At 71.2% G+C, this 23,958-nt stretch carries 18 protein-coding genes; 3 read left to right on the top strand and 15 right to left on the bottom strand.

The annotated features are described in order from the left end of the window. Position 1 precedes the first annotated feature (1 nt). Genes ABGB14_RS07655 through ABGB14_RS07635 form a run of 5 tightly spaced genes read right to left on the bottom strand, consistent with a single transcriptional unit; the run spans position 2 to position 4,457 of the window. Positions 2-229: an MbtH family protein gene (locus ABGB14_RS07655; RefSeq protein WP_347642815.1), complete on the bottom strand. Its 228-nt coding sequence runs from the start codon at positions 227-229 to the stop codon at positions 2-4. Further along, positions 204-1,022, bottom strand: a complete 819-nt coding sequence (locus ABGB14_RS07650; protein ID WP_347642814.1) for an ABC transporter ATP-binding protein — start codon at positions 1,020-1,022, stop codon at positions 204-206. The genes ABGB14_RS07655 and ABGB14_RS07650 overlap by 26 nt, the downstream gene beginning before the upstream one ends. Next, complete coding sequence (locus ABGB14_RS07645) at positions 1,019-2,071, bottom strand: iron chelate uptake ABC transporter family permease subunit (protein WP_347642813.1); 1,053 nt, start codon at positions 2,069-2,071, stop codon at positions 1,019-1,021. Before ABGB14_RS07645 ends, ABGB14_RS07650 begins: the two co-directional genes overlap by 4 nt. After that, positions 2,068-3,123, bottom strand: coding sequence for an iron chelate uptake ABC transporter family permease subunit (locus ABGB14_RS07640; protein ID WP_347642812.1), 1,056 nt, complete (start codon positions 3,121-3,123; stop codon positions 2,068-2,070). Before ABGB14_RS07640 ends, ABGB14_RS07645 begins: the two co-directional genes overlap by 4 nt. Continuing rightward, a complete protein-coding gene (locus tag ABGB14_RS07635) occupies positions 3,123-4,457 on the bottom strand; it encodes a SidA/IucD/PvdA family monooxygenase (protein WP_347642811.1) in 1,335 nt (444 codons plus the stop codon). The genes ABGB14_RS07640 and ABGB14_RS07635 overlap by 1 nt, the downstream gene beginning before the upstream one ends. Positions 4,458-4,670: 213 nt before the next feature. Here ABGB14_RS07635 and ABGB14_RS07630 point away from each other — a divergent pair, with 213 nt between their 5' ends. Further along, positions 4,671-5,093: a pyridoxamine 5'-phosphate oxidase family protein gene (locus tag ABGB14_RS07630; protein WP_347642810.1), complete on the top strand. Its 423-nt coding sequence runs from the start codon at positions 4,671-4,673 to the stop codon at positions 5,091-5,093. Between the two features lie 22 nt (positions 5,094-5,115). Continuing rightward, on the top strand, positions 5,116-6,078 hold the full coding sequence (gene dapD, locus ABGB14_RS07625; RefSeq protein ID WP_347642809.1) for a 2,3,4,5-tetrahydropyridine-2,6-dicarboxylate N-succinyltransferase: 963 nt from the start codon (positions 5,116-5,118) through the stop codon (positions 6,076-6,078). Positions 6,079-6,264: 186 nt separating this feature from the next. Here dapD and pyk read toward each other — a convergent pair whose 3' ends face one another. The 4 genes from pyk to gltB all read right to left on the bottom strand — a co-directional run bounded on the left by pyk (position 6,265) and on the right by gltB (position 15,769). Continuing rightward, complete coding sequence (gene pyk / locus ABGB14_RS07620; protein WP_132508412.1) at positions 6,265-7,695, bottom strand: pyruvate kinase; 1,431 nt, start codon at positions 7,693-7,695, stop codon at positions 6,265-6,267. Between the two features lie 125 nt (positions 7,696-7,820). Next, positions 7,821-9,464 carry a S8 family serine peptidase gene (locus tag ABGB14_RS07615; RefSeq protein ID WP_347642808.1) on the bottom strand — a complete coding sequence of 548 codons (1,644 nt, stop codon included), beginning with the start codon at positions 9,462-9,464 and terminating at the stop codon, positions 7,821-7,823. Positions 9,465-9,707: 243 nt separating this feature from the next. Then, a complete protein-coding gene (locus ABGB14_RS07610) occupies positions 9,708-11,186 on the bottom strand; it encodes a glutamate synthase subunit beta (RefSeq protein ID WP_347642807.1) in 1,479 nt (492 codons plus the stop codon). Between the two features lie 77 nt (positions 11,187-11,263). Beyond that, positions 11,264-15,769: a glutamate synthase large subunit gene (gene gltB / locus ABGB14_RS07605; RefSeq protein ID WP_347642806.1), complete on the bottom strand. Its 4,506-nt coding sequence runs from the start codon at positions 15,767-15,769 to the stop codon at positions 11,264-11,266. 319 nt (positions 15,770-16,088) lie between these two features. On the opposite strand from gltB, the gene ABGB14_RS07600 reads away from it, so the two are divergent. Beyond that, positions 16,089-17,663, top strand: coding sequence for a bis-aminopropyl spermidine synthase family protein (locus ABGB14_RS07600; protein WP_347642805.1), 1,575 nt, complete (start codon positions 16,089-16,091; stop codon positions 17,661-17,663). A 500-nt stretch (positions 17,664-18,163) separates the two neighbouring features. Here ABGB14_RS07600 and ABGB14_RS07595 read toward each other — a convergent pair whose 3' ends face one another. From ABGB14_RS07595 to ABGB14_RS07570, 6 genes are all read right to left on the bottom strand, one after another. After that, the gene (locus ABGB14_RS07595) at positions 18,164-18,751 is read right to left on the bottom strand and encodes a hypothetical protein (protein ID WP_347642804.1); all 588 of its coding nucleotides are present in this window, start codon (positions 18,749-18,751) and stop codon (positions 18,164-18,166) included. Further along, positions 18,751-19,572, bottom strand: coding sequence for a hypothetical protein (locus tag ABGB14_RS07590; RefSeq protein WP_347642803.1), 822 nt, complete (start codon positions 19,570-19,572; stop codon positions 18,751-18,753). The genes ABGB14_RS07595 and ABGB14_RS07590 overlap by 1 nt, the downstream gene beginning before the upstream one ends. Positions 19,573-20,666: 1,094 nt before the next feature. After that, positions 20,667-21,371: a VIT1/CCC1 transporter family protein gene (locus ABGB14_RS07585; protein WP_347642802.1), complete on the bottom strand. Its 705-nt coding sequence runs from the start codon at positions 21,369-21,371 to the stop codon at positions 20,667-20,669. Continuing rightward, a complete protein-coding gene (gene lgt, locus ABGB14_RS07580; protein ID WP_347642801.1) occupies positions 21,368-22,558 on the bottom strand; it encodes a prolipoprotein diacylglyceryl transferase in 1,191 nt (396 codons plus the stop codon). The genes ABGB14_RS07585 and lgt overlap by 4 nt, the downstream gene beginning before the upstream one ends. A 26-nt stretch (positions 22,559-22,584) precedes the next feature. Beyond that, complete coding sequence (locus tag ABGB14_RS07575) at positions 22,585-23,349, bottom strand: thioredoxin domain-containing protein (protein ID WP_347642800.1); 765 nt, start codon at positions 23,347-23,349, stop codon at positions 22,585-22,587. Further along, positions 23,346-23,819, bottom strand: coding sequence for a MauE/DoxX family redox-associated membrane protein (locus ABGB14_RS07570; RefSeq protein ID WP_132600894.1), 474 nt, complete (start codon positions 23,817-23,819; stop codon positions 23,346-23,348). Before ABGB14_RS07570 ends, ABGB14_RS07575 begins: the two co-directional genes overlap by 4 nt. Positions 23,820-23,958: the final 139 nt, after the last annotated feature.

Here is a 23,958-nt window from a genome sequence, read left to right as displayed (position 1 = left end):
GTCACTGGTCGGCGGCCATGCTCTCGCGCAGGCTCCTGGGCCGCAGGTCCGTCCAGTGCTCCTCGACGTAGTCCACGCACTCCTGGCGCTTGCTCTGGCCGCCTTCACCGAAGACGACCCGCCAGCCCTGTGGCACCTCCTTGAACGTCGGCCACAGGGAGTGCTGCTCCTCGTCGTTCACCAGCACGTAGAAGGTGCCGTTCTCATCGTCGAAGGGATTGTTGGACATCGTGACTCCTGACTGCGTGGTGGGATCGGGGGATGACCAGCGGGGTGTGGGTCTCCGGGTCGTCGATGATGCGACAGGGCAGGCCGAACACGTCCTCGATCAGTTCGGCGGTGACGATCTTCCGGGGGTCGCCCTGCGCCACGACGGCGCCCGCCTTCATCGCGATGATGTGGTCGGCGTACCGGCAGGCCTGGTTGAGGTCGTGCAGGACGGCCACCATGGTGTTGCGCTGCTCCCGGTTCAGGCGGAGGCAGAGTTCGAGCAGTTCGATCTGGTGGGCGATGTCGAGGAACGTGGTCGGCTCGTCGAGCAGCACGATCGAGGTCTCCTGGGCGAGCACCATCGCCACCCAGACCCGCTGGCGCTGGCCGCCGGAGAGCGTGTCGACGAGCCGCCCGGACAGGTCGGTGACGCCGGTGGCCGCCATCGCGCTCACCACGGCCGCCTCGTCCCTGGCCGACCACTGTCTGATCAGGTTCTGGTGCGGGTGGCGCCCTCGTGCCACCAGGTCGGCCACGGTGATGCCGTCGGGCGCGATCGACGACTGCGGCAGCAGGCCGAGCCGCCTGGCGACCTCCTTGGCCGGGTAGGAGTGGATGTCCCTGCCGTCCAGCACGACCTGTCCCGCGGACGGCTTGAGCAGCCGCGACAGCGCTCTGAGCAGGGTGGACTTGCCACAGGCGTTCGGGCCGACGATCACGGTGAGCGCGCCGTCCGGGATGTCGACGCTGAGGTGCTCGCTGATCGGCCGGTGGTCGTAGCCGAGAGTGAGGTCCCTGGCGCTCAGTCTCATGACCTCGCCTTCCGCATCGGCCTGGCCAGCAACCAGGCGAAGTAGAGGCCGCCGAGCGACACCGTCACCACGCCCACGGGAAGCTGGGTGGGGGCGAACGCGCGCTGGCCGAGCCAGTCGCTCGCGGTCAGCAGCAGCGCGCCCATGGCGGCCGAGGGCGCCAGCGCTATGCCGGCCGTACGCGTGAGCAGGCGGGCCAGCTGGGGGGCGGCGAGCGCGACGAACGAGACCGGTCCCGCTGCGGCGGTGGCCACGGCGGTCAGCGCCACGCCGACGACGAGATAGAGCAGCCGGGCCCGTTCGGTGCGCACGCCGAGCGCGGCGGCGGGCTCCTCGCCCATCGCCAGCAGGGACAGGCGCGGCCCGAGAGCCAGCAGGCATCCGGCGAGCAGCACGACCGCGGCGGCCACGGGCGGGACGTGCTCCCACTTCGCCGTGTTCAGGCTGCCCTGTCCCCAGATCGCCGCGGCGACCGCCAGGCGCAGGTCGGCCCTGATGACGAACCACTGGTTCACGGAGGCGAGGACCGCGCTGATCGCGATGCCCACGATGATGAGCCGGAATCCCTGCACGCCCTGCTTGTACGCCAGCAGGTACACCACCAGGGCGGCCGCGAGCCCGCCGATCAGGGCGCCCGCCGCGGTCTCGTAGTAGCCGCGGCCGGCCAGCACCATCGTGACCAGCACCCCGGTGTAGGCGCCGGTGTTGAACCCGATCACGTCGGGGCTGCCGAGCGGGTTGCGCAACAACGACTGGAAGACGGCTCCGCTCAGTCCGAGCGCCGCGCCGATGAGCAGGGCCAGCAGCACGCGCGGCAGCCGCCACTCCACGACCACGAGGCGCGTCGCGCCCGGTCCCTGCCCGGCCAGCGCCTGGATCACCTCGCCCGGCGGCACCTCGAACTCCCCGGTGCCCAGCCCGAGCACGGCGACCGCCGCGGCCGCGAGGCCGAGCGCGGCGCAGACGAGCGCCGTGCGCACGCCGAACCGGACGGACGCGCGGGGCCGGCGCACGATGACGACCCGGTGACCGAAGTCCACGCCGCTCACGGGCTCGTCACCGCCCGGCGGCGGATCAGCCAGATCAGCACCGGCGCGCCCAGGAACGCGGTGACGATGCCCGCCTGCAGTTCGGCGGGGCGGATCAGCACCCGTCCCGCGATGTCCGCGCCGAGCAGCAGGATCGGGGCGCAGATCACCGTGTACGCGAGGATCCACCGCTGGTCGGGCCCGACGATCCGGCGGACGGCGTGCGGCACCATCAGGCCGATGAACCCGATCGGGCCCACCGCCGCGGTCGCCGCGCCCGTCAGGAGCGCCACCGAGACCACGGACAGCACGCGTGTCCGGGTGACGCCGGCGCCCAGCGAGCGGGCGAGGTCGTCGCCCAGCGCGACGGCGTTGAGCGAGCGGGCGGCGGCGAACGCCAGCACCAGTCCGGCCAGGATGAACGGCGCGACCGCTTCGGCGATGGGCAGCGGCCGGCCGCCGAGCGTGCCGACGTCCCAGAAGCGCAGGTAGTCGAAGGCTCGCGGCTTCAGCAGCCGGATCGCGGCCGAGACGCCCTCCATGACGGCGCCGAGCGCCACGCCCGCGAGCGTCAGCCGGAGCGGCGTCGCCTCCCCGCGCCCGATGGAGCCGAGCGTGTAGACGAGCACGGTGGCGAAGGCCACCCCGGCGAACGCGAACCACACGTACGACCAGATGGAGGTCAGGCCCAGGACCCCGATCGCGAACACGACGAAGAGCGCCGCTCCCGCGTTCATCCCGAGGATCTGCGTGTCCGCCAGCGGGTTGCGCGTCACCGCCTGGATGACCGCTCCCGAGACGCCGAGCGCGGCTCCCGCCAGCAGCCCCAGCACGGTCCTCGGGACCCGCAACTCGCGCACGATCGCCTGGTCGTCGGTGTCCGCGGCGTGGGCGAACGCGTCCCAGACCGTGTCGAGGCCGATGTTCCTGGTGCCGACGGCGATGCTCAGGACGCACGTGGCGACCAGCGCCGCCACGAGCACGAGCAGCCAGCCGCTCCGGCCGGCGTTGCCCGCGGCGACGCCCGCCGGCCGGTCCGCCGGGGCGGCCGGCCGGCGATCGGAGAGGACCACTATGTCGCCGCCCTGGCCCGCGGCGTGTGACCGGCCAGCAGCGAGTCGCGGATCTCGCCGGCGCGGACGGCGGTGGCGGACAGGAGCGTCGAGGTGAGGCCGTGGGTGTGTTCACCCGCCCCTTGCAGGTAGATGCCCGCCGACACGTGCGCGGGCGTCTCGACGCGGTAGTCGCGGCCTATCCTGAGCCGGTCCTCGTCGTCGCGCAGGCATAACTTGGCGGCCTGGCCGAGGACGGTGCCGATGTCCTGGGGCCGGTAGCCCGTGGCGTGGACGAGGAGGTCCGCCTCGAGCACCTCGTGCTCGCCGGTGGGCAGATATTCGACCGTGACGTCGAGCCGGTCGTCCCGTTCGCCGACCTCGCGGATGCGTGAGGCGCGCAGGACGCGCAGCCGCTCGCCGCCCTGGACCTTCTCCCGGTACATGGTCCGGTAGAGGGACTCGATGAGGTCCATGTCCACCACGGAGTAGTTGGTGCCGCGGTGGTAGTCGAGCAGGGACTGCTTGACCGCTGAGGGAGCGCCGAAGAACGTGTCCACGGCCTCGGGGTCGAAGATCTGGTTGGCGAAAGGGCTGTCATCGGCGGGGGTGTAGCCGTATTTGGCGATGACGGCGCAGACTTCCGCGCCGGCGAAGGTGCGGTGCAGGTAGTCGGCGGTCTCGGCCGCGCTCTGGCCGGCCCCGAGCACCACGGCCCGCCGCACCGGGACCCCGGCCTCCTTGAGGGCGGCCACCCGGGGCAGCAGCTCGCTGTTGTGCCACACCCGGTCGGAGACGACCGTTCCCGGCGGCAGGTGCGGCTCCAGCCCGGTGGCGACGCACAGGTTACGGGCCCGCCGCACGGTGGTGTGCCCGGGACGCTCCGGGTCCGTGCTGATCACGTCGAACGCGGGGACGCCACCGCCCTCCGCGGTCACCGGCTCGACGGACACGACCTCCTCGGCGTACGCGACCAGGTCCCGCACCCGCTCGGCCGCCCACTCGAAATAGGCGTGGAACTCGATCCGCAGCGGGAAGAGCGTCTTGTGGTTGAGGAAGTCCACCAGCCTGCCGCTGTCCTTCAGGAAGCACAGAAAGCTGAAATCGCTGGCGGGATCGCGCAGGGTGACCAGGTCTTTCAGGAATGACACCTGCATGGTCGCGTCGTCGAGAAGCATCCCCTTGTGCCAGCCGAAGCCGGGTTGCTTCTCCAGGAACCGCATGTGGACCCGTTCGGGTGCCGGGACCCGGGCGTTGTGCTCCCGCAAGGCGATCGCCAGCGCGAGATTCGATGGGCCGAAGCCGATTCCCAGGATGTCGTAGGTGCCGTTGAGTCTGCTCAGCAGTGTCTCCACCGAGGCATCGCCTCCCTCTGCGGCAGATGCTAGATTAGGTTAGCCTTACCTTGCAAGGAGGGCCGTCCGCTCCGAGACGGGGACCGCGGGACCGGGGTCCGGCGAGCCAGGACCGGCGGACGACCGGCGTGGAAAGGGACAGCAAGTGGCTTTTCGGGACCGCTCCCACCGGGAATGACCGTCATCAAGATCGATGAAGACGGGGGTGGGCGCATGCCGTTGGACGTGGCGGCACGGGAGGCGTTCCTGGCGGAGCCGCACATCGCGAGCCTCGCCGTGGAGGGCGGCGAGGGACGGGGGCCGCTGAACGTACCCGTCTGGTACGACTACCACCCCGGCGGCGAGATCCGGTTCCTGACCGACGGCGACTCGGTCAAGGCCCGGCTGATCGCGAAGGCGGGCCGGTTCTCGATGCTGGTGCAGCGGGTCAGCCCCACCTACCGGTACGTGTCGGTGGAGGGGCCGCTGGTGCGCTCCGATCCCACGACGCTGGAGGATCTGAGGCGCATCGCGGCGCGTTACCTGCCGCCCGACGCCGTGTCGGGTTACGTGCAGGGCTCCGACCTGCACGCGCTCGTCACGTTCAGGATGCGGCCCGAACACTGGCTCTCCGCCGACCTCGGCGCCCTGAGCTGAGCGGAAACGGTATTTTTGGCCCGTGACTGCTATCGATCCCACCTCGACCGGCGCGTTCGGCGTCGGCCTCGCGACCATCGCCTCCGACGGCACCGTGCTCGACACCTGGTTCCCCGCACCCGAGCTGGGCGACGCGCCCGTTTCGGGCACCGAGCGGCTTCCCGCCGGCGAGGCCGGCGACCTGGCGGGGCTGACCGGGCCCGACGAGGCGCGGGGCGTGGAGGTGGTCGCGGTGCGCACCGGCATCGCCAAGCTCTCCGAGGCCCCCGTCGACGCGCACGACGTCTACCTGCGACTGCACCTGATCTCCGCGCGCCTCGTCAGGCCGCACGGCGTCAACCTCGACGGCATCTTCGGCCTGCTGGCCAACGTGGTGTGGACCGACGCGGGCCCGTGCCCGGTGCCGGACTTCGAGCGGACCCGCCTGCGGCTACGGGCCAGGGGCGCGGTGACGGTGTACGGCGTCGACAAGTTCCCGCGGATGGTCGACTACGTGATGCCGTCCGGCGTGCGGATCGCCGACGCCGACCGGGTGCGCCTGGGCGCGCACCTGGCGAGCGGCACCACCGTCATGCACGAGGGCTTCGTCAACTTCAACTCCGGCACGCTGGGCGCCTCGATGATCGAGGGCCGGGTCTCGGCCGGCGTGGTGGTCGGCGACGGCTCCGACGTGGGCGGCGGCGCGTCGATCATGGGGACGCTGTCGGGCGGCGGCAAGCAGGTCATCTCGATCGGCGAGCGCTGCCTGCTGGGCGCGAACGCCGGCATCGGCATCTCGCTGGGCGACGACTGCGTGGTGGAGGCCGGACTCTACGTGACGGCGGGCACGAAGGTCGCCCTGCCCGGCGGCCGGATCGTCAAGGCCGCCGAGCTGTCGGGTTCGAACGGCATCCTGCTGCGCCGCAACTCGCAGTCGGGCGCGGTGGAGGCGGTGCCGCGCGAGGGCGGCACCATCGAACTCAACGCCGCCCTCCACGCCAACTGACGCGTTGGTTCGCTCTTCTTCCCTTACGGCTGCGCCCGGTCCAATCACCCGCCGCAGGTGGCTGGACCGGGCGAAGCCGTGAAAGAGGAAACCACGTAACGGGCAGCCGGCCACGTTCTGCCGCGGAAGGCCCTCAGACACCCGAGGCGGGTGGCTGAGGGCCGAAGCCGTGGGAGAGGGAAGAAGTCAGTGCGCGTGGGACACGGCGGATCCGATGGTGTGCACGCGCAGGGCGTTGGTGGAGCCCGGGGTGCCGGGAGGTGAGCCGGCCACGATGACGACCTTGTCGCCCTTCTCCAGCCGCCCCGACGACAGCAGCGAGGCCTCGACCTGCCGCACCATGTCGTCGGTGTGGTGGACGAACGGCACGTGGAACGTCTCCACCCCCCACGTCAGCGAGAGCTGCCCCCGCACGTGGGGCGCCGACGTGAAGGCCAGCAGCGGGATCGGCGAGCGGTAGCGGGCCAGCCGCCGGGCCGTCTCGCCCGACATCGTGAACGCCACGAGCGCCTTGGCCCCGACGATCGCGCCGACCTCGGCCGCGGCCCTGGCGATGGCGCCGCCGGTCGTCTCCGGCATGCGCTCCAGCGTGTGGGTGGCGTGCAGGGAGTGCTTCTCCGCGGCGCAGGCGATGCGGTCCATCGTGGAGACGGCCTCGATCGGGTAGTTGCCGACGGAGGTCTCGCCGGACAGCATGACCGCGTCGGCGCCGTCCATGACCGCGTAGGCCACGTCGGAGGCCTCGGCGCGGGTGGGGCGCGGGGAGCTCATCATGGAGTCGAGCATCTGGGTGGCGACGATGACCGGGCGGGCCTTCTCGCGGCACAGCTCGATGATGCGCCGCTGCACGATCGGCACCTGCTCGAGCGGCAGCTCGACGCCGAGGTCGCCGCGGGCCACCATGATGCCGTCGAAGGCCTCGACGATGTCGGGGAGGCGGTCGACGGCCTGCGGCTTCTCGATCTTGGCGAGCAGCGGGAGACGCACGGCCTCCTGCTCCATGATGTTGCGCACGACGTCGGCGTCGGACGGGCGGCGGACGAACGACAGGGCGATCATGTCGCATCCGGTGCGCAGCGCCCAGCGCAGGTCGGCTTCGTCCTTGTCGGTCAGCGCGGGCGCGCTGACGTTGACGCCGGGCAGGTTGAGGCCCTTGTTGTCGGAGATCATGCCGCCGATGACGACGCGGGTGGCGATGCGGTCGCCGTCGACACGGGTGGCCTCGAGCACGAGGCGGCCGTCGTCGACGAGGATCGTGTCGCCGGGGCGGACGTCGTTGGGCAGCCCCTTGTAGGTGGTGGAGACCTGCTCGCGGTCACCTGGCACGTCTTCGGTGGTGATGGTGAAGACGTCGCCGAAGCCCAGCCTGACGGGGCCTTCCTCGAACGTGCCGACACGGATCTTGGGGCCCTGCAGGTCGGCGAGCACGCCTACACCGCGGCCGAGGTCGGCCGCCACCTCCCTGACCCGGTCGTAGACCTCTCTGTGCAGGTCATGGTTGCCATGACTGAGGTTGAACCGTGCCACGTCCATGCCGGCGGCGATCAGCTCGTGCAGGCGTTCCTTGGACGATGTGGCGGGGCCGAGAGTGCAGACGATTTTCGCGCGACGAGTCACGAGTCCTACCTTAATTGGTACAGACCACTTAACAGTCACTGACGACGGAGAACGTACCCGCGGAAGGGGAACAGAACGAGAACGGCACCCCCTGGACGGGCCAAGTTCGTGTGCTGCTCACGCCGTCACGGTTCGGTGGTGGCGGCCTTCCAGGCGTCCACGATGCCGTGGCCGTAGAAGCCGTTGTCCGCCTTGTCGCCCTCGCACTCGTGCGTCTCGGTCTTGTTGTAGATCGTGTAGACGTGGCGGCGGGGCGTCGGGCACGCCTTCTGGGTCGCGGTCTTGTAGAGCAGTCGCTCGGTGGTGGCGGGATCGAGGTGGAGCCCGCCCCTGCCGGGCTTGCCGAAACGGCTGATCAGGATCGCCGCGACCCCGGTGGCGTGCGGCGAGGCCATGGAGGTGCCCTCCAGATACTGGTAGTACGAGCAGCGGCCGTCCTTGCAGTCCTTGACCACGTCCGCGCCCCTGGGGTTGCCCTTGGCGTCGATGCGCCCGGACGCGCGCAGCACGTGCTCGGGTGCGGCGGCCAGGATCCCCCGGTCGGCTCTGGCGCCCTGACCGTCGAGGATGTCACCTCCGGGCGCGGCCAGGTCGGTCTGCTCGACGCCGTAGTCGCTGTAGATCGCCTTGCGTCCGGAGGGGCCGACGGCGGAGACGGAGATGACGCCGGCGGACTCCGCGGGCACGTTGACGCAGGAGTTGTCGATCTCGCGTTTCTTCTCGTCGCCCTTCGGGTAGCCGGGGCTCTGGTCGTCGACCTTGGGATGGCCGAGGTCGGTGCCGCCGTTGCCGAGGGCGGAGATGAGCGTCACGCCCTTCTTCCTGGCGTAGTCCAGGGCCCGCTGCATGCCGGTGATGACAGCCTGCTGCTCCAGCTGCTGCTTCCTGGTGTCGGCCGGGTTGGACGTGCAGTTGAACAGCCAGGGGTCGACGTAGTAGCTCATGTTCACGACGTCCACGCCGATGTCGGCGGCGTAGGCGAGCGCGTCGAGGCTGGGCTTGAGGAAGAAGAACCCCGAGTCCTGGCCGGCCCTGAGGTTCACGATCTGCACGCCCGGCGCCACCCCCGCGATGCCGATGCCGTTGATCGGGGAGGCGATCGTGCTGGCCACGTGGGTGCCGTGGCCGTCGTCGTCCACGTCGGCGGGGTCCTTGCAGCCCTCGGCCTCGCAGGGGCCGTCGAGCGTCTCGCCGTGCTCGTCCTTGGGCCTGTCGGTGACGAAGTTGCGGCTCAGCTCGCGGTTGAAGTTGGGGGCGATGTCGGGGTGCTTGCCGTCGACGCCGGTGTCGATGACGCCGACCAGGACCTTCTTCGTGCCGGGGGCCTTGGCGTTCGCGCGGTCCGCGCCGATCATGCGCATGTCCCACTGGCGGCCGGCGAGCGGCTCCGCCGCGCTCTTGGTGAACGACGACGCGTCGGGGAAGGCCGCGGGCCGGGCCGCCTGATGAGTGCCCCGGCCGGCCGTGGCGTAACCGATGCGCCGGTCGGCGGACACCCCCACGATGGCCTGGTCGGCGCCCACGCCCTCGGCGAAGCCGCCGCCCGCGCCCCTGGCCAGGAGGTAGCCGAGCCTGGCGTCCTCTCCGACCGTGGTGCCGCCGGCCCGCTCGACGGCGGTCACGGCCTGGGCGTGCCGTCCCGCCGCGTAGAAGACGAGATAGTCCTTCTGGGGCGCGGCCGGTCTCTGGGGTGCCGCGGCCGGCGGTGCGCAGGCCGTGAGGGCGGCTGCGGCGGCGAGCGCCATCGTTGCTGAGGCGACTCGCCGCATGGTTCCCCCGTTCGCTGACTGGCCGTGAATCCGCATGTTCCCGACAGTCAACCAGCGATGCGCCTTAGTAGTGAAATTTCGGTCGATGGGTGGCGAAGCTAGGTCAATCCCCACCAACCCTCCCGCGCGGCCCGCGCGGCCCGCGCCGTGAACGCACGGATCCGGCGCAGGTACGAACGCATCGTGGCCGGCCGCGCAGCACCGCCCGGAGGCCGCCACGCGGGCGGCCGCCGGACCGTACCGTCAGACCAGCGGCCGCGCGGTGGGCAGGATCGGGTACGGCAGGGCCGTCTCCCCCGTCAGGAACCGGTCCACGCCCGACGCCGCGGCGCGGCCCTCGGCGATGGCCCAGACGATGAGCGACTGCCCGCGCCCCATGTCGCCCGCCACGAAGACGCCGTCCACCTTGGACATGTACGTCTTGTCACGCGAGACGTTGCCCCGGGCGTCGTAGAAGCCGTCACCGGCGACGGCGGCGAGGTCCTGCAGCAGGGCGCCCTTCTCCGGGCCGAGGAAGCCCATGGACAGGGTGACCAGCTCGGCCGGGATCTCCCGCTCGGTGCCGGGGATGGGCTTGAACCCGTTCTGCGGCCCCTCGACCTCGACCAGCCGCAGCGCCCGCACGTTGCCGTCGGCGTCGCCGGCGAACTCGGTGGTGGAGACGGCGTAGACCCGATCTCCCCCGCCGTCGGCGAGCTCCTCGTGGGCGCTCTCCATCTTGAACAGCATGGGGTACGTCGGCCACGGCTGGTTGCCCGGCCTGGTCGCCGGCGGCTGAGGCATGATCTCGAGCTGGGTGACGGACTTCGCGCCCTGCCTGATCGCCGTGCCGATGCAGTCGGCGCCGGTGTCGCCGCCGCCGATCACCACCACGTGCTTGCCCTCGGCCGAGACCGGCGACCGGTCGAGGTCGCCCTCCTGGACCTTGTTGGACAGCGGCAGGTATTCCATGGCCTGGTAGACGCCCTTGAGCTCGCGCCCGGGCACCGGCAGGTCACGCCACTGGGTGGCGCCGCCCGACAGCACCACGGCGTCGAACTGCTCGCGCAGCTCGGCGGCGGTGATGTCGACGCCGACGTTGACGCCGGTGCGGAACTCGGTGCCCTCGGCCCGCATCTGGTCGAGGCGGCGGTTGATGTGCCGCTTCTCCATCTTGAACTCGGGGATGCCGTAGCGCAGCAGGCCGCCGATCCTGTCGGCCCGTTCGAACACCACCACGTCGTGCCCGGCCCTGGTGAGCTGCTGGGCGGCGGCCAGGCCGGCGGGCCCCGAGCCGACGACGGCGACCTTCCTGCCGGTCCTGACGGCCGGGGGCTGCGGGGTCACCCAGCCCTCGGCGAACGCCCGGTCGATGATCTCGACCTCGACCCGCTTGATCGCCACCGGGTCGGAGTTGATGCCGAGCACGCACGCCGCCTCGCACGGAGCCGGGCAGAGCCTGCCCGTGAACTCCGGGAAGTTGTTCGTGGCGTGCAGCCGCTCGATCGCCTCGCGCCAGTCGGTGCGGAAGACGAGGTCGTTCCACTCGGGGATGAGGTTGCCGAGCGGGCAGCCGTTGTGGCAGAACGGGATGCCGCAGTCCATGCAGCGGGCCGCCTGCCTGGTCAGCCTGTCCTGCGGGAAGTCCTGGTAGACCTCGCGCCAGTCGCTGATGCGGACGTCCACGGGGCGGCGCGCCGGCAGCTCCCGGTCGTGCGTGAGGAAACCCTTCGGGTCAGCCATTCGGTTACGCCTCCCTTAACCCTGAACAGTGGTTGACAAGCACAGCCCGCCATGGCGGCACGGCTCATTACGGCGGGTCATGACTGCACCGCGGCCGCCATGACGGCCTCGTCGACGTCCCTGCCTTCGATGCGGGCGGCCTCGGCGGCCTCCAGCACCCTCTTGTAGTCGGTCGGCATGACCTTGCCGAACCTGCCGAGCGCGGCGTCCCAGTCGGCGAGCAGCTGCTTGGCGATCGGCGAGCCGGTCTCCGCGAAGTGCTTCTCGACGGTCTCCTTGAGGAACTCGGCGTCCCGCTCGGAGAGCGCCTCGATGGCGACCATCTCGCGGTTGACCCGCTCGGGCTTGAGATCCAGCAGGTACGCGACGCCGCCCGACATGCCGGCCGCGAAGTTGCGCCCGGTCTGGCCGAGCACCACGGCCCTGCCCCCGGTCATGTACTCGCAGCCGTGGTCGCCCACGCCCTCGACGACCGCCGTGGCGCCGGAGTTGCGCACGCAGAAGCGCTCGCCGACGACGCCGCGGACGAACACCTCGCCGGACGTGGCGCCGTACAGGGCGACGTTGCCGGCGATGATGTGGCCGTCGAGCGGGGCCGCCTCGTGCGGCCGGACGGTGATCCGCCCGCCGGACAGGCCCTTGCCGAGATAGTCGTTCGCGTCGCCGGTCAGCCGCAGCGTGATCCCGCGCGGCACGAACGCGCCGAACGAGTTGCCCGCCGAACCGGTGAACGAGATGTCGATGGTGTTGTCGGGCAGGCCCTTGCCGCCGTGGCGCTTGGTCACCTGGTAGCCGAGCATGGTGCCGACCGTGCGGTTGACGTTGCGGATGGGCAGGTCCAGCGTCACGGGGGTGCCGTTCGCGAGGGCGCCCTCGGCGAGCTGGATCAGCGTGTTGTCGAGGGCGTGCTGGAGCCCGTGGTCCTGCTCGACGACGCGCCGCAGCGAGGTGCCCGCGGGCAGCTCCGGCCGGTGCAGGATCGGCGACAGGTCGAGCCCGCCGGCCTTCCAGTGGTCCTCGGCCGCCGTCGTGTCGAGCAGCTCGACGTGCCCGATGGCCTCGTCGAGGGAGCGGAAGCCCAGCTCGGCCAGATATTCGCGGATCTCCTCGGCGATGAACTCGAAGAAGTTGACCACGAACTCGGGCTTGCCGGTGAAGCGCTTGCGCAGCTCGGGGTTCTGCGTGGCGACGCCCACGGGGCAGGTGTCGAGGTGGCAGACCCGCATCATCACGCAGCCGGAGACGACGAGGGGCGCGGTGGCGAAGCCGTACTCCTCGGCGCCGAGCAGGGCGGCGATGATGACGTCGCGGCCGGTCTTGAGCTGGCCGTCGACCTGGACGACGATGCGGTCGCGCAGGTCGTTGAGGAGCAGCGTCTGCTGGGTCTCGGCCAGGCCGAGCTCCCACGGGGCGCCCGCGTGCTTGAGCGAGGTCAGCGGCGAGGCGCCGGTGCCGCCGTCGTGCCCGGAGATGAGCACCACGTCGGCGTGCGCCTTCGACACGCCCGCGGCGACCGTGCCGACGCCTACCTCGGCGACCAGCTTCACGTGGACCCTGGACTCCGGGTTGGAGTTCTTCAGGTCGTGGATGAGCTGGGCGAGGTCCTCGATCGAGTAGATGTCGTGGTGCGGCGGCGGCGAGATGAGGCCGACGCCGGGCGTCGAGTGCCGGGTCTTGGCGATCCACGGATAAACCTTGTGGCCGGGCAGCTGGCCGCCCTCGCCGGGCTTGGCGCCCTGGGCCATCTTGATCTGCAGGTCGGCCGCGTTGACCAGATATTCGCTGGTGACGCCGAAGCGCCCGGAGGCCACCTGCTTGATGGCGCTGCGGCGCGCTGGGTCGTAGAGCCGCTCGGGGTCCTCACCGCCCTCACCGGTGTTGGACTTGCCGCCGAGCCGGTTCATCGCGATGGCGAGCGTCTCGTGCGCCTCCATCGAGATCGAGCCGTACGACATCGCGCCCGTGGAGAAGCGCTTGACGATCTCCGAGGCGGGCTCGACCTCCTCGATGGGGATCGGCGTGCCCTTGCGCAGCTTGAACAGGCCGCGCAGGGTCATGAGCCGCTCCGCCTGGGAGTCGACGAGGTTCGTGTACTCCTTGAAGATCTCGTAGCGGCGGGTCCTGGTGGCGTGCTGCAGCTTGAAGACGGTCTCGGGGTTGAACAGGTGGGGCTCGCCCTCGCGCCGCCACTGGTATTCGCCGCCGACCTGAAGGTTGCGGTGGGCGTTCGGCACGCGCGGGTAGGCGTGGCGGTGCCGGAGCTCGATCTCCTTGGCCAGGACGTCGAAGCCGACGCCTCCCAGGCGCGAGGTGGTGCCGGTGAAGCAGGAGTCGATGACCTCCTGGCTCAGGCCGAGCGCCTCGAAGATCTGGGCGCCGGTGTAGGAGGCCACCGTGGACACGCCCATCTTGGACATGACCTTGATGACGCCCTTGCCGTAGGCCTTGATCAGGTTGCGTACGGCCTTGTGCTTGTCGAGCTGGAGCGCGCCCGAGTCGACGAGGTCCTCGACGGTCTCGACGGCGAGGTAGGGGTTGACCGCGCCGGCGCCGTAGCCGATGAGCAGCGCCATGTGGTGGCACTCGCGGGCCTCGCCGGTCTCGATGACCAGCCCGATCTTGGTGCGGGTCTTCTCCTGGATCAGGTGGTGGTGCACCGCGCCGGTCAGCAGGAGCGCCGGGATCGGCGCCAGCGTCTCGGACGAGCCCCGGTCGGACAGCACGATGACGCGCGCGCCGGCGGCGATCGCCTGGGACGCCTCCGTCCTGATCTCCTCCAGGCGCCGCAGCAGCGCCTGGCCGCCGCCCGCCACGTCGTAGAGCCCGCTGATGACGTACGGGTGGAAGCCGGGCAGGTCACCCTCGTCGTTGATGTGGATGATCTTGGCGAGCTCTTCGTTGTCGAGCACCGGGTACGGCAGCACGAGCTGGCGGCACGACGTGGGGCCGGGGTCGAGCAGGTTGCCCTCGGGCCCGAGCGTGCTGGCCAGCGAGGTGACCAGCTCTTCACGGATGGCGTCCAGCGGCGGGTTCGTGACCTGCGCGAACAGTTGCGTGAAGTAGTCGTACAGCAGGCGCGGCTTCTCGCTCAGCACGGCCACGGGCGTGTCGGTGCCCATGGAGCCGATCGGCTCGGCACCGGCCCTGGCCATCGGCGACAGGATGACGCGCAGCTCTTCCTCGGTGTAGCCGAAGGTCTGCTGCCGCCTGATGAGCGCCTCGTGCGTCGGGATCTCGCGCTGTCGCGCGGGCAGCTCCTCGAAGCGGACCAGGCCCGCGTGGAGCCAGTCGGCGTACGGCAGCTCGGCCGCGAGCTCGGCCTTGATCTCGTCGTCCTCGATGATCTTGCCGCGGGCGGTGTCGATGAGGAACATGCGGCCCGGCTGCAGGCGGCCCTTCCTGACGATGTCGTCGGGCCTGAAGTCGAGCACGCCGGCCTCGGAGGCCAGCACGACCAGGCCGTCGGCGGTCACCCAGAAGCGGCCGGGGCGCAGGCCGTTGCGGTCGAGCACCGCGCCGGCCATGGTGCCGTCGGTGAACGTGATCGAGGCGGGGCCGTCCCAGGCCTCCATCAACGTGGAGTGGAACTCGTAGAAGGCCCGCCGCGCGGGGTCCATCTCGGTGTGGTTCTCCCACGCCTCGGGGATCATCATGAGCACGGCGTGGGGCAGGCTCCGGCCGCCGATGTGCAACAGCTCAAGGGCCTCGTCGAAGCTGGCGGTGTCGCTGCCATCCGGGTCACAGATGGGGAAAAGTCGTGAAATATCGCCAGGAATGTCGGCGGACTTCAGCATCGCCTCGCGCGCCCGCATCCAGTTGCGGTTGCCCTTGACCGTGTTGATCTCGCCGTTGTGGGCGACGTAACGGTAGGGGTGGGCCAGCGGCCAGCTGGGGAACGTGTTGGTGGAGAACCGCGAGTGCACCAGCGCGATCGCGGTCGCGTAACGCTCGTCGCTCAGGTCGGGGAAGAACGGCTCGACCTGGTCGGGCGTGAGCATGCCCTTGTAGACGATCGTCCTGGCCGACAGCGAAGGGAAGTACACGTCGGCCTCGTGCTCGGCCCGCTTGCGCAGGCAGAACGCGAGCCGGTCGAGCTCCAGCCCCTCCAGCCCGCCGGGTCCCGACACGAACAGCTGGGCGAAGTGCGGCATGACGGCCCGGGCGCTGGGCCCGGGAAGAGCGCGGTCGACGGGCAGTTCCCGCCAGCCGAGCACGGTGAGGCCCTCCTCGGCCGCGATCTCCTCGATCAGGCCGACGGCGACGCGCCTGGCCTCCTCGTCGATCGGCAGGAAGGCGATGCCGGACGCGTAGGCGCCGGCGCCGGGCAGCGCGAACGGCACGGTCGCGCGGTAGAACTCGTCGGGAATCTGCGTCAGGATCCCGGCTCCGTCGCCGGTGTCCGGCTCGCTACCCTTGGCCCCCCGGTGATCGAGGTTGCACAACGCCGTCAGCGCCTTGACCACGATGCCGTGACCACGGCGTCCCGCGACGTCGGCGACCATGGCGACACCGCAGGCGTCGTGCTCGCTGGCGGGGTGGTAGAGGCCCTGAGGCTCGGGAAACCCGAGGTGGGCAGCAGGCATGTAGTCCCTCCCGTCGTCATCGTCTGTCTCGAACTGCTCTACAGGCGGGGACGACGTTGGCCCTGCTGCGTATCGTGGGTAGAGGTTACAACACCATGCCGGAATGGTGCCCGCCACGTCCGCATTGCGAACATTCGGGCAGGTCCAGCATCCGAACTCTCTATCCCAAACTCTGCGCGAGGCCCGTGTCATTCCCGCTTGGGCGCACCTGTATGCGGCAGAGATGACGATTTTTCGCCGGCCCCGCCCGGCGGGCGGCTCGCCGGCCGCGCTGCGCGAGCGTTCCGGCGCAACCCTGGCACCTCGATAGGGTTTGCCCATGGACCGTGACGGGGTCGAGCGCCTGCTCCGAGAGGCCGGGGCCGACAGCAGGCGGCTGAGGCACGCGCTGACGCTGGTGTGCGACGGCCAGTGGTGGAGGCTCGCCGGCCTGGTCCGCGAGACCGCCACGTCGAGGCGCGCCATCGAGGCGCTGCTCCGCGAGCTGCCCCTGGAGCGATCCGGCGACGCCTTCCGCGTGCCGCTCACCAGGACCCCCGCCTACCAGGACCTCTTCGCCGTCGCACCGCCACCGGAGGACCCGGTCGCCCACCTGCTCCCCCACTACTCCGACGCGCTCGACCGCCTGAGCGACCTCATCGCCGGCGCCCCGCGCGCCCGCCACGTCCTCGACCACGTCGCCGCCACGCCCGAGACCGTGCTGCGGCGGGCACTGCTGCTCGGCGCCCGCTTCTGGCTGCCGGGCACGCGCCTGCTGTGCGTGGGCGACCACGACCTGACCTCGCTGGCCGTCAAGCTCGTCCACCCGGAGACCGAGGTCACGGTGGCCGACATCGACGAGCGCATCCTGGCCTACATCGACGCCCAGGAGCTCGGCGTCCGCACCCGCTGGGCCGACCTGCGGCTCGGCCTGCCCGCCTCGGCCAGGGGCCACGACCTGGCGCTCACCGACCCGCCGTACACACCGGAGGGCGTCGGCCTGTTCGTGGCTCGCGCCGTGGAGGGGCTGAAGGACGACGGGCGGGTGCTGCTGGCCTACGGCGCCGGCGAGCGCATGCCCATGCTGGCGTTCAAGGTCCAGCAGGCGCTGGCCGACCTCAACCTCGCCTACGAAGCCATCTACCCCGACTTCAACCGCTATTTCGGCGCGGAGGCCATCGGCTCGGCGGCCGACCTGTACATCCTCCGGCCCACCAGCAAGACCCGCCCGGCCGTGACGTCCCGCCTGAGCCGCCAGTCCACCGCCATCTACACCCAAGGCCCACAAGCCGTAGAAAACGCCCACAAGGGCATCTCAGCCCCAGAGAGGGGCATTTCGGGCTTCGAGCCCGACCTGCTGGTGGGCGAATGGCCCAAGGAGCTCACCCAACCACGGGTCAAGGTGTCGACCTGGCTCGCCAAGCCGTACGCGGCCGCCTCCGACCGCGTGGCCGTCGCCCTGCCGCCCGGCCTGGAGGCAGCGCTCCCCCGCCTGCTCCTGGCGACGCGCGCCTCTCACGTTCGCGTCCTGGGCGCCGGTCTGCCGCCCCTGCCCGGCGTGCTGTCCGCCGTCTACACGTCGAGCACCGGCGAGGACATGCTCGACGCCGTGCGCCTCCCGCAGCCCGGCGACCCGGCGGCCCGCGTGCTGCGCAGGATCCTGGACAACGGTCACGCCAAGCTGGCCAACACGTGGCGCGAGGCCCTCATCGCGGCGGCCCGGGAGCAGGGCGCCACGCTCACCAAGAACGACGCCAGGGCCCTCATCCGCGAGGCGGCCCTCTGGGCGGAAGACCTGACCCCGCTGGAGGCGCCGCTGCACCGCCTGTCCGGCCTCCCCGAGGCGGTGTCCGCAACCGTCACGTCCCTGACCTCGACCTCCCCCGCCCCGACGTCCCCCGGCGCCGCCTCCTGACCGGCTTTCCCAGCGCTCAGCCTCCCCCGGCGCCACTTCCCGCAGACCAGTACACGTCCCTGGCGCCGCTCGCCGCGCTGACCGGGTCCGGGCGGAGCCGCTCCCGGCCCCGCCTTCCCTGGCCCCGCTTTCCCTGGCCGCCTCCCCGACACCACGTCGTCCAGGCCCGTCACCCCGGCCGTCTCTCCCACCTCACCCCCAGCGCCTCCCCCGGCACCACCTTCTTCGGACCCCGCCGATCGCCCACGCGCAGGTCCGTACCGGCCAGAGGGCCGGCACCCGCCACCCGGACACGCGCGGCATCCCTGACCGGCGCCCGCCGGACACCATCGGGCTCGCACCCACCGGCTGAGCCCGCGGCTTCCAGGGTCGCCAGGCGACAGCACGGCGTCCTGCCGGAGGCGGAGCACCGAACCACCCTGAACCGAGGCCCGCCCCTTCCGCAGTCCGGCTGCACACCCGAATTCCGGCACCGGACCGGGTCCGGCGCCGTTTCGAGGTCAGGTGGCGTCGACGACGCGGTCCTGGACGACACGGCCCAGGCCGTCGAGTGCCACCAGCGCCGCGAGGAGTTCCTGCGCGGGCGCGGTGCCGCCGACCCAGCTCACCGTCACGTAGTGGCCCATGGCACGCACCTGCGCGCGACTGCCGGCGGCCTCGAAGGCGATGCCCTGGCGTACGAACCCGTCCTTGCCCAGGGCCGACACCAGCGCGTCGGAGGCTCGCCCGTCACCCATGTTGAAGATGACGAACTGGCCCGCGGTCAGGTTGCCCCTGTAGACGCCCTGGAGCGCCTGCGTGCAACCGGAGGCCGACGCCCCCCACAGGACCTCGTCGCAGTCGCTGAACTGCTGGGTGCTCTCCAGCCGCATGGCCCCCAGGGTCTTGACCGCGGAGGTGAAGACCTCCTGCCGGGTGAGCGGGGCGGCGTCGTTCTTGCGGTCGTCGATGGCCGCGTAGAAGGCGGAAGTGGGCTCGGCGTGGAGGGCCGACGGGCGGGGTTCGTCGCGGCGCGACCACCACCAGCCGCCCGCGGCGACGGCCACCAGGGCGGCGATCACCACGGGGATGAGGAGACGACGTGACATCAGGCCGACGGCCCCGTGAGCGAGACGACCCTGCGGTAGACGGGCTTCTCCGCGCCGCGCAACGCCAAGGTCAGGGAGACGAAGTCGTCCTTGGCGGTCGGTTCTGCGCCGTCGGTTCTGCCGAGCCAGACAAGGCCGACATAGTGCCCCAGCGCGTAGCCGCCCGCCTCGGAGTAGCCCCCCGAGGGGAAGGACGCCTTGGAGGAGGGCAGGGGGATCGTCCACCCGCCCCGGTAGTCGGTCTTCAACGACTCCACCAGGGCGGCGGCCGACTTGCCGTCCTTCAGGTTGAGCAGCGTGTACTGGCCGACATAGCGGCCGTCGGAGCTGACGTACAGGCCACGGGCGGCCTGGCTGCATCCGGCGTCGGAGACCTGTTCCACCACGGTCTCCCCCCACAGAGCCGCCGCACAGTCGGCGTCGAGTTGCTTGGCGACCAGCTTGAGCTTGAGCTTCTTGGTGACGGAGAGCTGTTTGTGGCCGAACATTTCCTTCTTCGTCAGCGCGCGCTTGTCCTTGGTCCTGTCGGTCAGCGGGGCGAACAGTTTGGGCGAGCTCCAGCCGTGGAAGATCCGCGGCAACGTCGAGCCGGGCGCGACCACGGCGGCACTCGTTCGCTGCTGAGGCGTGTACTCGCCGATGGAGCCCACGGCGAACACCAGCCCCGTGCCACCGGCCAGCACGCCCACGACCACGGCGATGATCACGAGCAACCGCTGCTGATCAGGACGCAGGCCCCAGGCGGTGAGCAGCGGGAACTGCCAGTCGGACGGAGGGGTACGCCGCCGCTTGCGCGAGGGCGTGCCCGCCCTCCGCCCCACCGCCGCGGCCTCGCCCGTGCCACCGTCCTCCTGCAGCGGCCACCCGGCGCTGCCCCGGAGCTTGACCCTGCCCCCGGAGCGCTCGGCACGGCCACTTGCCCGCCTGCCGCCTTCCGACGTACCGGCCTCGCGCTGCCCGGTGCCGCCTCCGTCTTCCGGCCAGGCCGCACCGCCCTGACCATCGGATCGCCCGGCACCGCCCCTGCCATCGGACCATCCGGTCTCCCCGCCTACAGGCCGCCCAGCGCCCCGCCGATCCTCCGGCCGGCCACCCTCCCCAGCGCCGCCGGACCGCCCCAGACCCCTACGGCCGGTCCGACCCGCATCCTCAGGCCCGCCGGACCGGCCCGCACCCCTACGGCCTTCCGGCCAGCCGACATCCTCAGCGCCGCCGGACCGCCCGCCATCCCTACGGCCCCCGGTGCGGCCGGCACCCTCGCCACCGGGCCGGCCGGGACCGCGACCGCCTTCGCGGAACCAGCCGGCACCGCCGCCTTCTGGTCCGGGCTGCCCGGTGCCGCCGTGGAAGCTCCCGCCCGCCGGCTCTGCGCCGAACGGCCCGGTGATGGTGCCGGATCCGAAGGGACCGGTGCTGGTGCCGGGTCCGAAGGGACCGGTGCCCGGATCGCCTGAGGGTGGGTCGGCGGCGGCCCGGCGGGCCGACCTGCGCCCTCCACGCGTACGGGCCGACCACCTGCCGTCGCCCTCCCCGCTCGCCGTAGCGGGCCAACCGCTGCCGGATCGGCCCCCGGTCCGGTCATCACCGTCCGCTGACAGGCCACGGGAGCTCGTGCCATCGACGTCGGGGGGCACCTGCTGCCTGCGGCCACGTACGCGCGCCCTCCGGCCGCCACGGGAGCCCGCGGACCGGTCCGCGCCGTCCGCGTGCGCGCCCTCGACCCCCGAGAACGGCCCCTGGCCCTGCGCACCCGCCGCAGACCAGCCATCACCACGACCCTCCGCCGCAGGCCACTCACCACTACGCCCACCCGCGGCGTGCTGGCCGCCGCCCTGGGGGTCGGATGCGGGGCGGGCACCGTCGTGAGGGCTTCGTGAGGGGTTGCCGGAACCGGGCGCGGCTCTTCTGCGGGCCATCACAGCACCGCCGCCCCGATCAGGTTGCCCAGCGCGAACGTGACCGCGGCGGCCACCCCGCCCACCACGAGCTGCCGCACCCCGGAATACCACCAGTTACGGGCGGTCACCGTCGAGACGAGCGCGCCCGCCGCGAACAGGGCCACGCAGGAGATCACCGCCGACACCGTCAGGCTCCGCATCCCGACGAGGTACGGCAGCAGCGGCAGCACCGCCCCCAGGCTGAACGACAGGAACGACGACACCGCGGCCAGCGACGGCGACGGCAGGTCGCCGGGGGCCACGCCGAGCTCGTTACGGGTGTGAACCTCCAGCGCCTGCTCGGGGTTCTGCGAGATCTGCCGGGCGACCTCGGCCGCCAGTTCCGGGGACACGCCCTTCTCGACGAACGTCTGCGCCAGCTCGACGCGTTCGTCGTCGGGGTGACGGGCGAGCTCGCGGCGTTCGACGGCGATCTCAGCCTGGGCCAGCTCGCGCTGGCTCGCCACCGAGACGTATTCGCCACCCGCCATGGACAGCGCGCCCGCGGCGAGCCCGGCGACGCCGGCGAGGGAGATGACCTTGGTGTCGGCGGTGCCGCCCGCGACACCCGCGATCAGCGCGAAGTTCGACACCAGACCGTCCATCGCCCCGAACACCGATGGCCGCAACCAGCCTCCGGTGACGTCGCGGTGCTGGTGGTGCGCCTCCGCGCGACCGCTCATCGCGAGTTCTTCCCCTTCGTCGCGGCCTCACCCTCGGGGATCTCCGCCGGCTCGCCGGGCGCCGGATCATCGCCCTTCGGCCCGCGATCGGCCTCGCCGCCGTCGGCCGCGTCGGCCCCCGCCGCATCAGCCCCGGCCGCGTCGCTCCGGGCCGCGTCCGCCCCGGGCGCGTCGTCCCCCGCCAGGGAGGTTTCGTCGGAGGGCGTCGCCGCTTCCGCGCCGGGCTCACCCGGCGTGCCGCCGCCGGACCCATCCGCCGGCGGGTCAGCAGCGTCGCCCGACGACGCCGGGGAAGGGGCGTCGGGCGAGCCTGGGTCGGCCTGGCCGGACACGTGCGCCGGGTCCGGAAGCTCGGACAGGGGCACGACGATCTCTTCGCTGTCCTTCTTCCTCATCGCCCAGAGGTAGACCAGCGCGCCCGCGAACAGCACGATCGACGTCCACTGGTTGATCCGGAGCCCGAGGAAGGTCACCGCGTGGTCGACCCCGCCGACCGGGTCGATGCGCAGGCCCTCGATCCAGAACCTGCCGAGGGTGTAGCCGGCGACGTAGAGGGCGAACAGCCGGCCATGGTGCAACATGAACCGCCGCCCGGCGAACAGCAGCGCGAAGCCGAGCGCGATGTCCCAGACCGACTCGTACAGGAACGTCGGGTGGTAGAGGACCCCGGGCTCTCCCCCGTGGGCGGCGTCGATCTCCAGGCCCCACGGCAGCGTGGTCGGCGAGCCGTACAGCTCCTGGTTGAACCAGTTGCCCCAGCGGCCGATGCCCTGGGCGAAGGCGATGCCGGGGGCGACCGTGTCGGCGACGGCGCCCATGGAGATGCCGCGCTTGCGCACGGACCACCAGACGCCGACGCCGCCGAGCGCGACCGCGCCCCAGATGCCGAGACCGCCCTCCCAGATGAACAGCGCCTGGATGGGCTCCTTGATCGCGCGGCTGCCGAAATAGGTCTGCCAGTCGGTGATGACGTGGTAGAGGCGGCCGCCGATCAGACCGAAGATGACCGCGGGAACCGCGATATCGATGATCGTCCCCTGCTGGCCTCCACGAGCGCGCCAACGCCGCTCGCTCAGCCAGACGGCGACGATGACGCCGAGCACGATGCAGAGCGCATAAGCCCGGATCGGGATGATTCCGAGATACCAGACCCCTTGGGAAGGGCTGGGAATCGAGGCAAGGGGCATGTCACGTGAGGGTAGCGGAAGCGCGGCTACTTGGCCGCCTTCGTAATCTCTTCGCGCAACTCTCGTGGGCTGAAGAGTACCCCGTTGTCTATTTCTATGCCGTTCAGTTTCACGGTCGGCGTATGGTCGAGCTTCTGCTCATCGCTGACCTTCTTGCTGTACGACAGCTGCGCCTGAGCGTGCTTGCCCGAGGTGACGCACTGCTCGAACCCCGGCGAGGTGACCCCGGCGTCCTTGCCCCACTGCACGAGCTGCTCGGGCTTGAAACCGGGCTCGGTCTCCGGCGGCTGGTTCTCGAAGAGCAGGTCGTGGAAGGCCATCCACTGCTTGCCGTCGGCCACGCAGCGGGAGGCACTGCCCGCGCGTACGGAATTGGACTTGGTCGGCTCCTGCGAGAAGATCGTGATGGGGTGGTAGACCACCTTCGCCAGACCCTCGGCGGCGAGGTTCTTGAACGTCTGCCCGCTGACCCGCTCGAGCTCCTTGCAGGCGGGGCACTGGAAGTCCTCATAGATGTCGACCACGGGCGCGGTGACACCCTGCTTGGCCATCACCGCGGCGCCGTCGGGCTGCACCGTGATGGGTGCGAGCGCGCCGGAGGCCTCCTCCGACTGAGAGGTGCTGGCCGCATACCACCAGCCGGCTCCGACCGCGGCCACCGCCACCACTCCGGCGGTCACGTAGGTCACGATCTTCCTGCGCCGCTCCTGGGCCCGAGCGGCGGCCTGCTGTTCCTTGATCTTGTCACGCGCTGACTTCGACATGGTCTTCGTCCGCTGCCCCTTGCTCATCCTTCGTCCTCCACATCACGAGTATCGCCCCCCAGGCCGAGTGCTCCGTCGAGAGCGAAACGGCCCGGCGGGAAACGCGTGATCCAGGCGCCGAGAAGCACGAGGCCGAAGTCACGCAGGATGTCGAGCAGGTAGGTGGGCTCCTGCCCCTTTCCCAACTGGCCGCCGCCGCCGAAGCAGCCGCAGTCGATCCGCAGGCCGTTCGCCCAGGCCCAGGCGATGCCGAAGACGAACGCGAACATGAGCAGCCCCGCGACCACCGCGGCCACCCTGGTCAGCAGACCGACGACCAGCAGCACGCCGACCACGATCTCCAGCATCGGCAGGGCGTAGCCCACCGGGACGGCGATCGACTCGGGCAGCAACTGGTAAGCCTTGACCGCCACCACGGAGTCCGTCGGGTTGCCGATCTTGAGCGCACCCGCCGCGATCAGCACTCCGCCCAGGACCAGCCGGGCGACGACCGTCACCCAGGGTATCGCTGACGTAGCTCGATGTGACGGTTGTGACGCGACCACGGGCCATCTCCTCTTTCCCTGTGCCGAGATGGGCACAGTACCGGGTTCCCATCCGATCACGTTCACGATAAGCGTCGACTAAGCCGCTTCC

It is taken from the genome of Nonomuraea sp. B10E15 (genome assembly GCF_039871615.1).
Lineage (GTDB): Bacteria > Actinomycetota > Actinomycetes > Streptosporangiales > Streptosporangiaceae > Nonomuraea.
Note: the sequence above shows the minus strand (reverse complement) of the source record. Positions and strands in the feature narration are given on the sequence as shown.

Bases quoted from the DNA above. Each gene is read 5' to 3' on its own strand.
- ABGB14_RS07655 (WP_347642815.1), bottom strand. From the start codon at position 229: ATGTCCAACAATCCCTTCGACGATGAGAACGGCACCTTCTACGTGCTG.
- ABGB14_RS07650 (WP_347642814.1), bottom strand. From the start codon at position 1,022: ATGAGACTGAGCGCCAGGGACCTCACTCTCGGCTACGACCACCGGCCG.
- ABGB14_RS07630 (WP_347642810.1), top strand. From the start codon at position 4,671: ATGCCGTTGGACGTGGCGGCACGGGAGGCGTTCCTGGCGGAGCCGCAC.
- ABGB14_RS07615 (WP_347642808.1), bottom strand. From the start codon at position 9,464: ATGCGGCGAGTCGCCTCAGCAACGATGGCGCTCGCCGCCGCAGCCGCC.
- ABGB14_RS07610 (WP_347642807.1), bottom strand. From the start codon at position 11,186: ATGGCTGACCCGAAGGGTTTCCTCACGCACGACCGGGAGCTGCCGGCG.
- gltB (WP_347642806.1), bottom strand. From the start codon at position 15,769: ATGCCTGCTGCCCACCTCGGGTTTCCCGAGCCTCAGGGCCTCTACCAC.
- ABGB14_RS07600 (WP_347642805.1), top strand. From the start codon at position 16,089: ATGGACCGTGACGGGGTCGAGCGCCTGCTCCGAGAGGCCGGGGCCGAC.
- ABGB14_RS07595 (WP_347642804.1), bottom strand. From the start codon at position 18,751: ATGTCACGTCGTCTCCTCATCCCCGTGGTGATCGCCGCCCTGGTGGCC.
- ABGB14_RS07585 (WP_347642802.1), bottom strand. From the start codon at position 21,371: ATGAGCGGTCGCGCGGAGGCGCACCACCAGCACCGCGACGTCACCGGA.
- lgt (WP_347642801.1), bottom strand. From the start codon at position 22,558: ATGCCCCTTGCCTCGATTCCCAGCCCTTCCCAAGGGGTCTGGTATCTC.
- ABGB14_RS07575 (WP_347642800.1), bottom strand. From the start codon at position 23,349: ATGAGCAAGGGGCAGCGGACGAAGACCATGTCGAAGTCAGCGCGTGAC.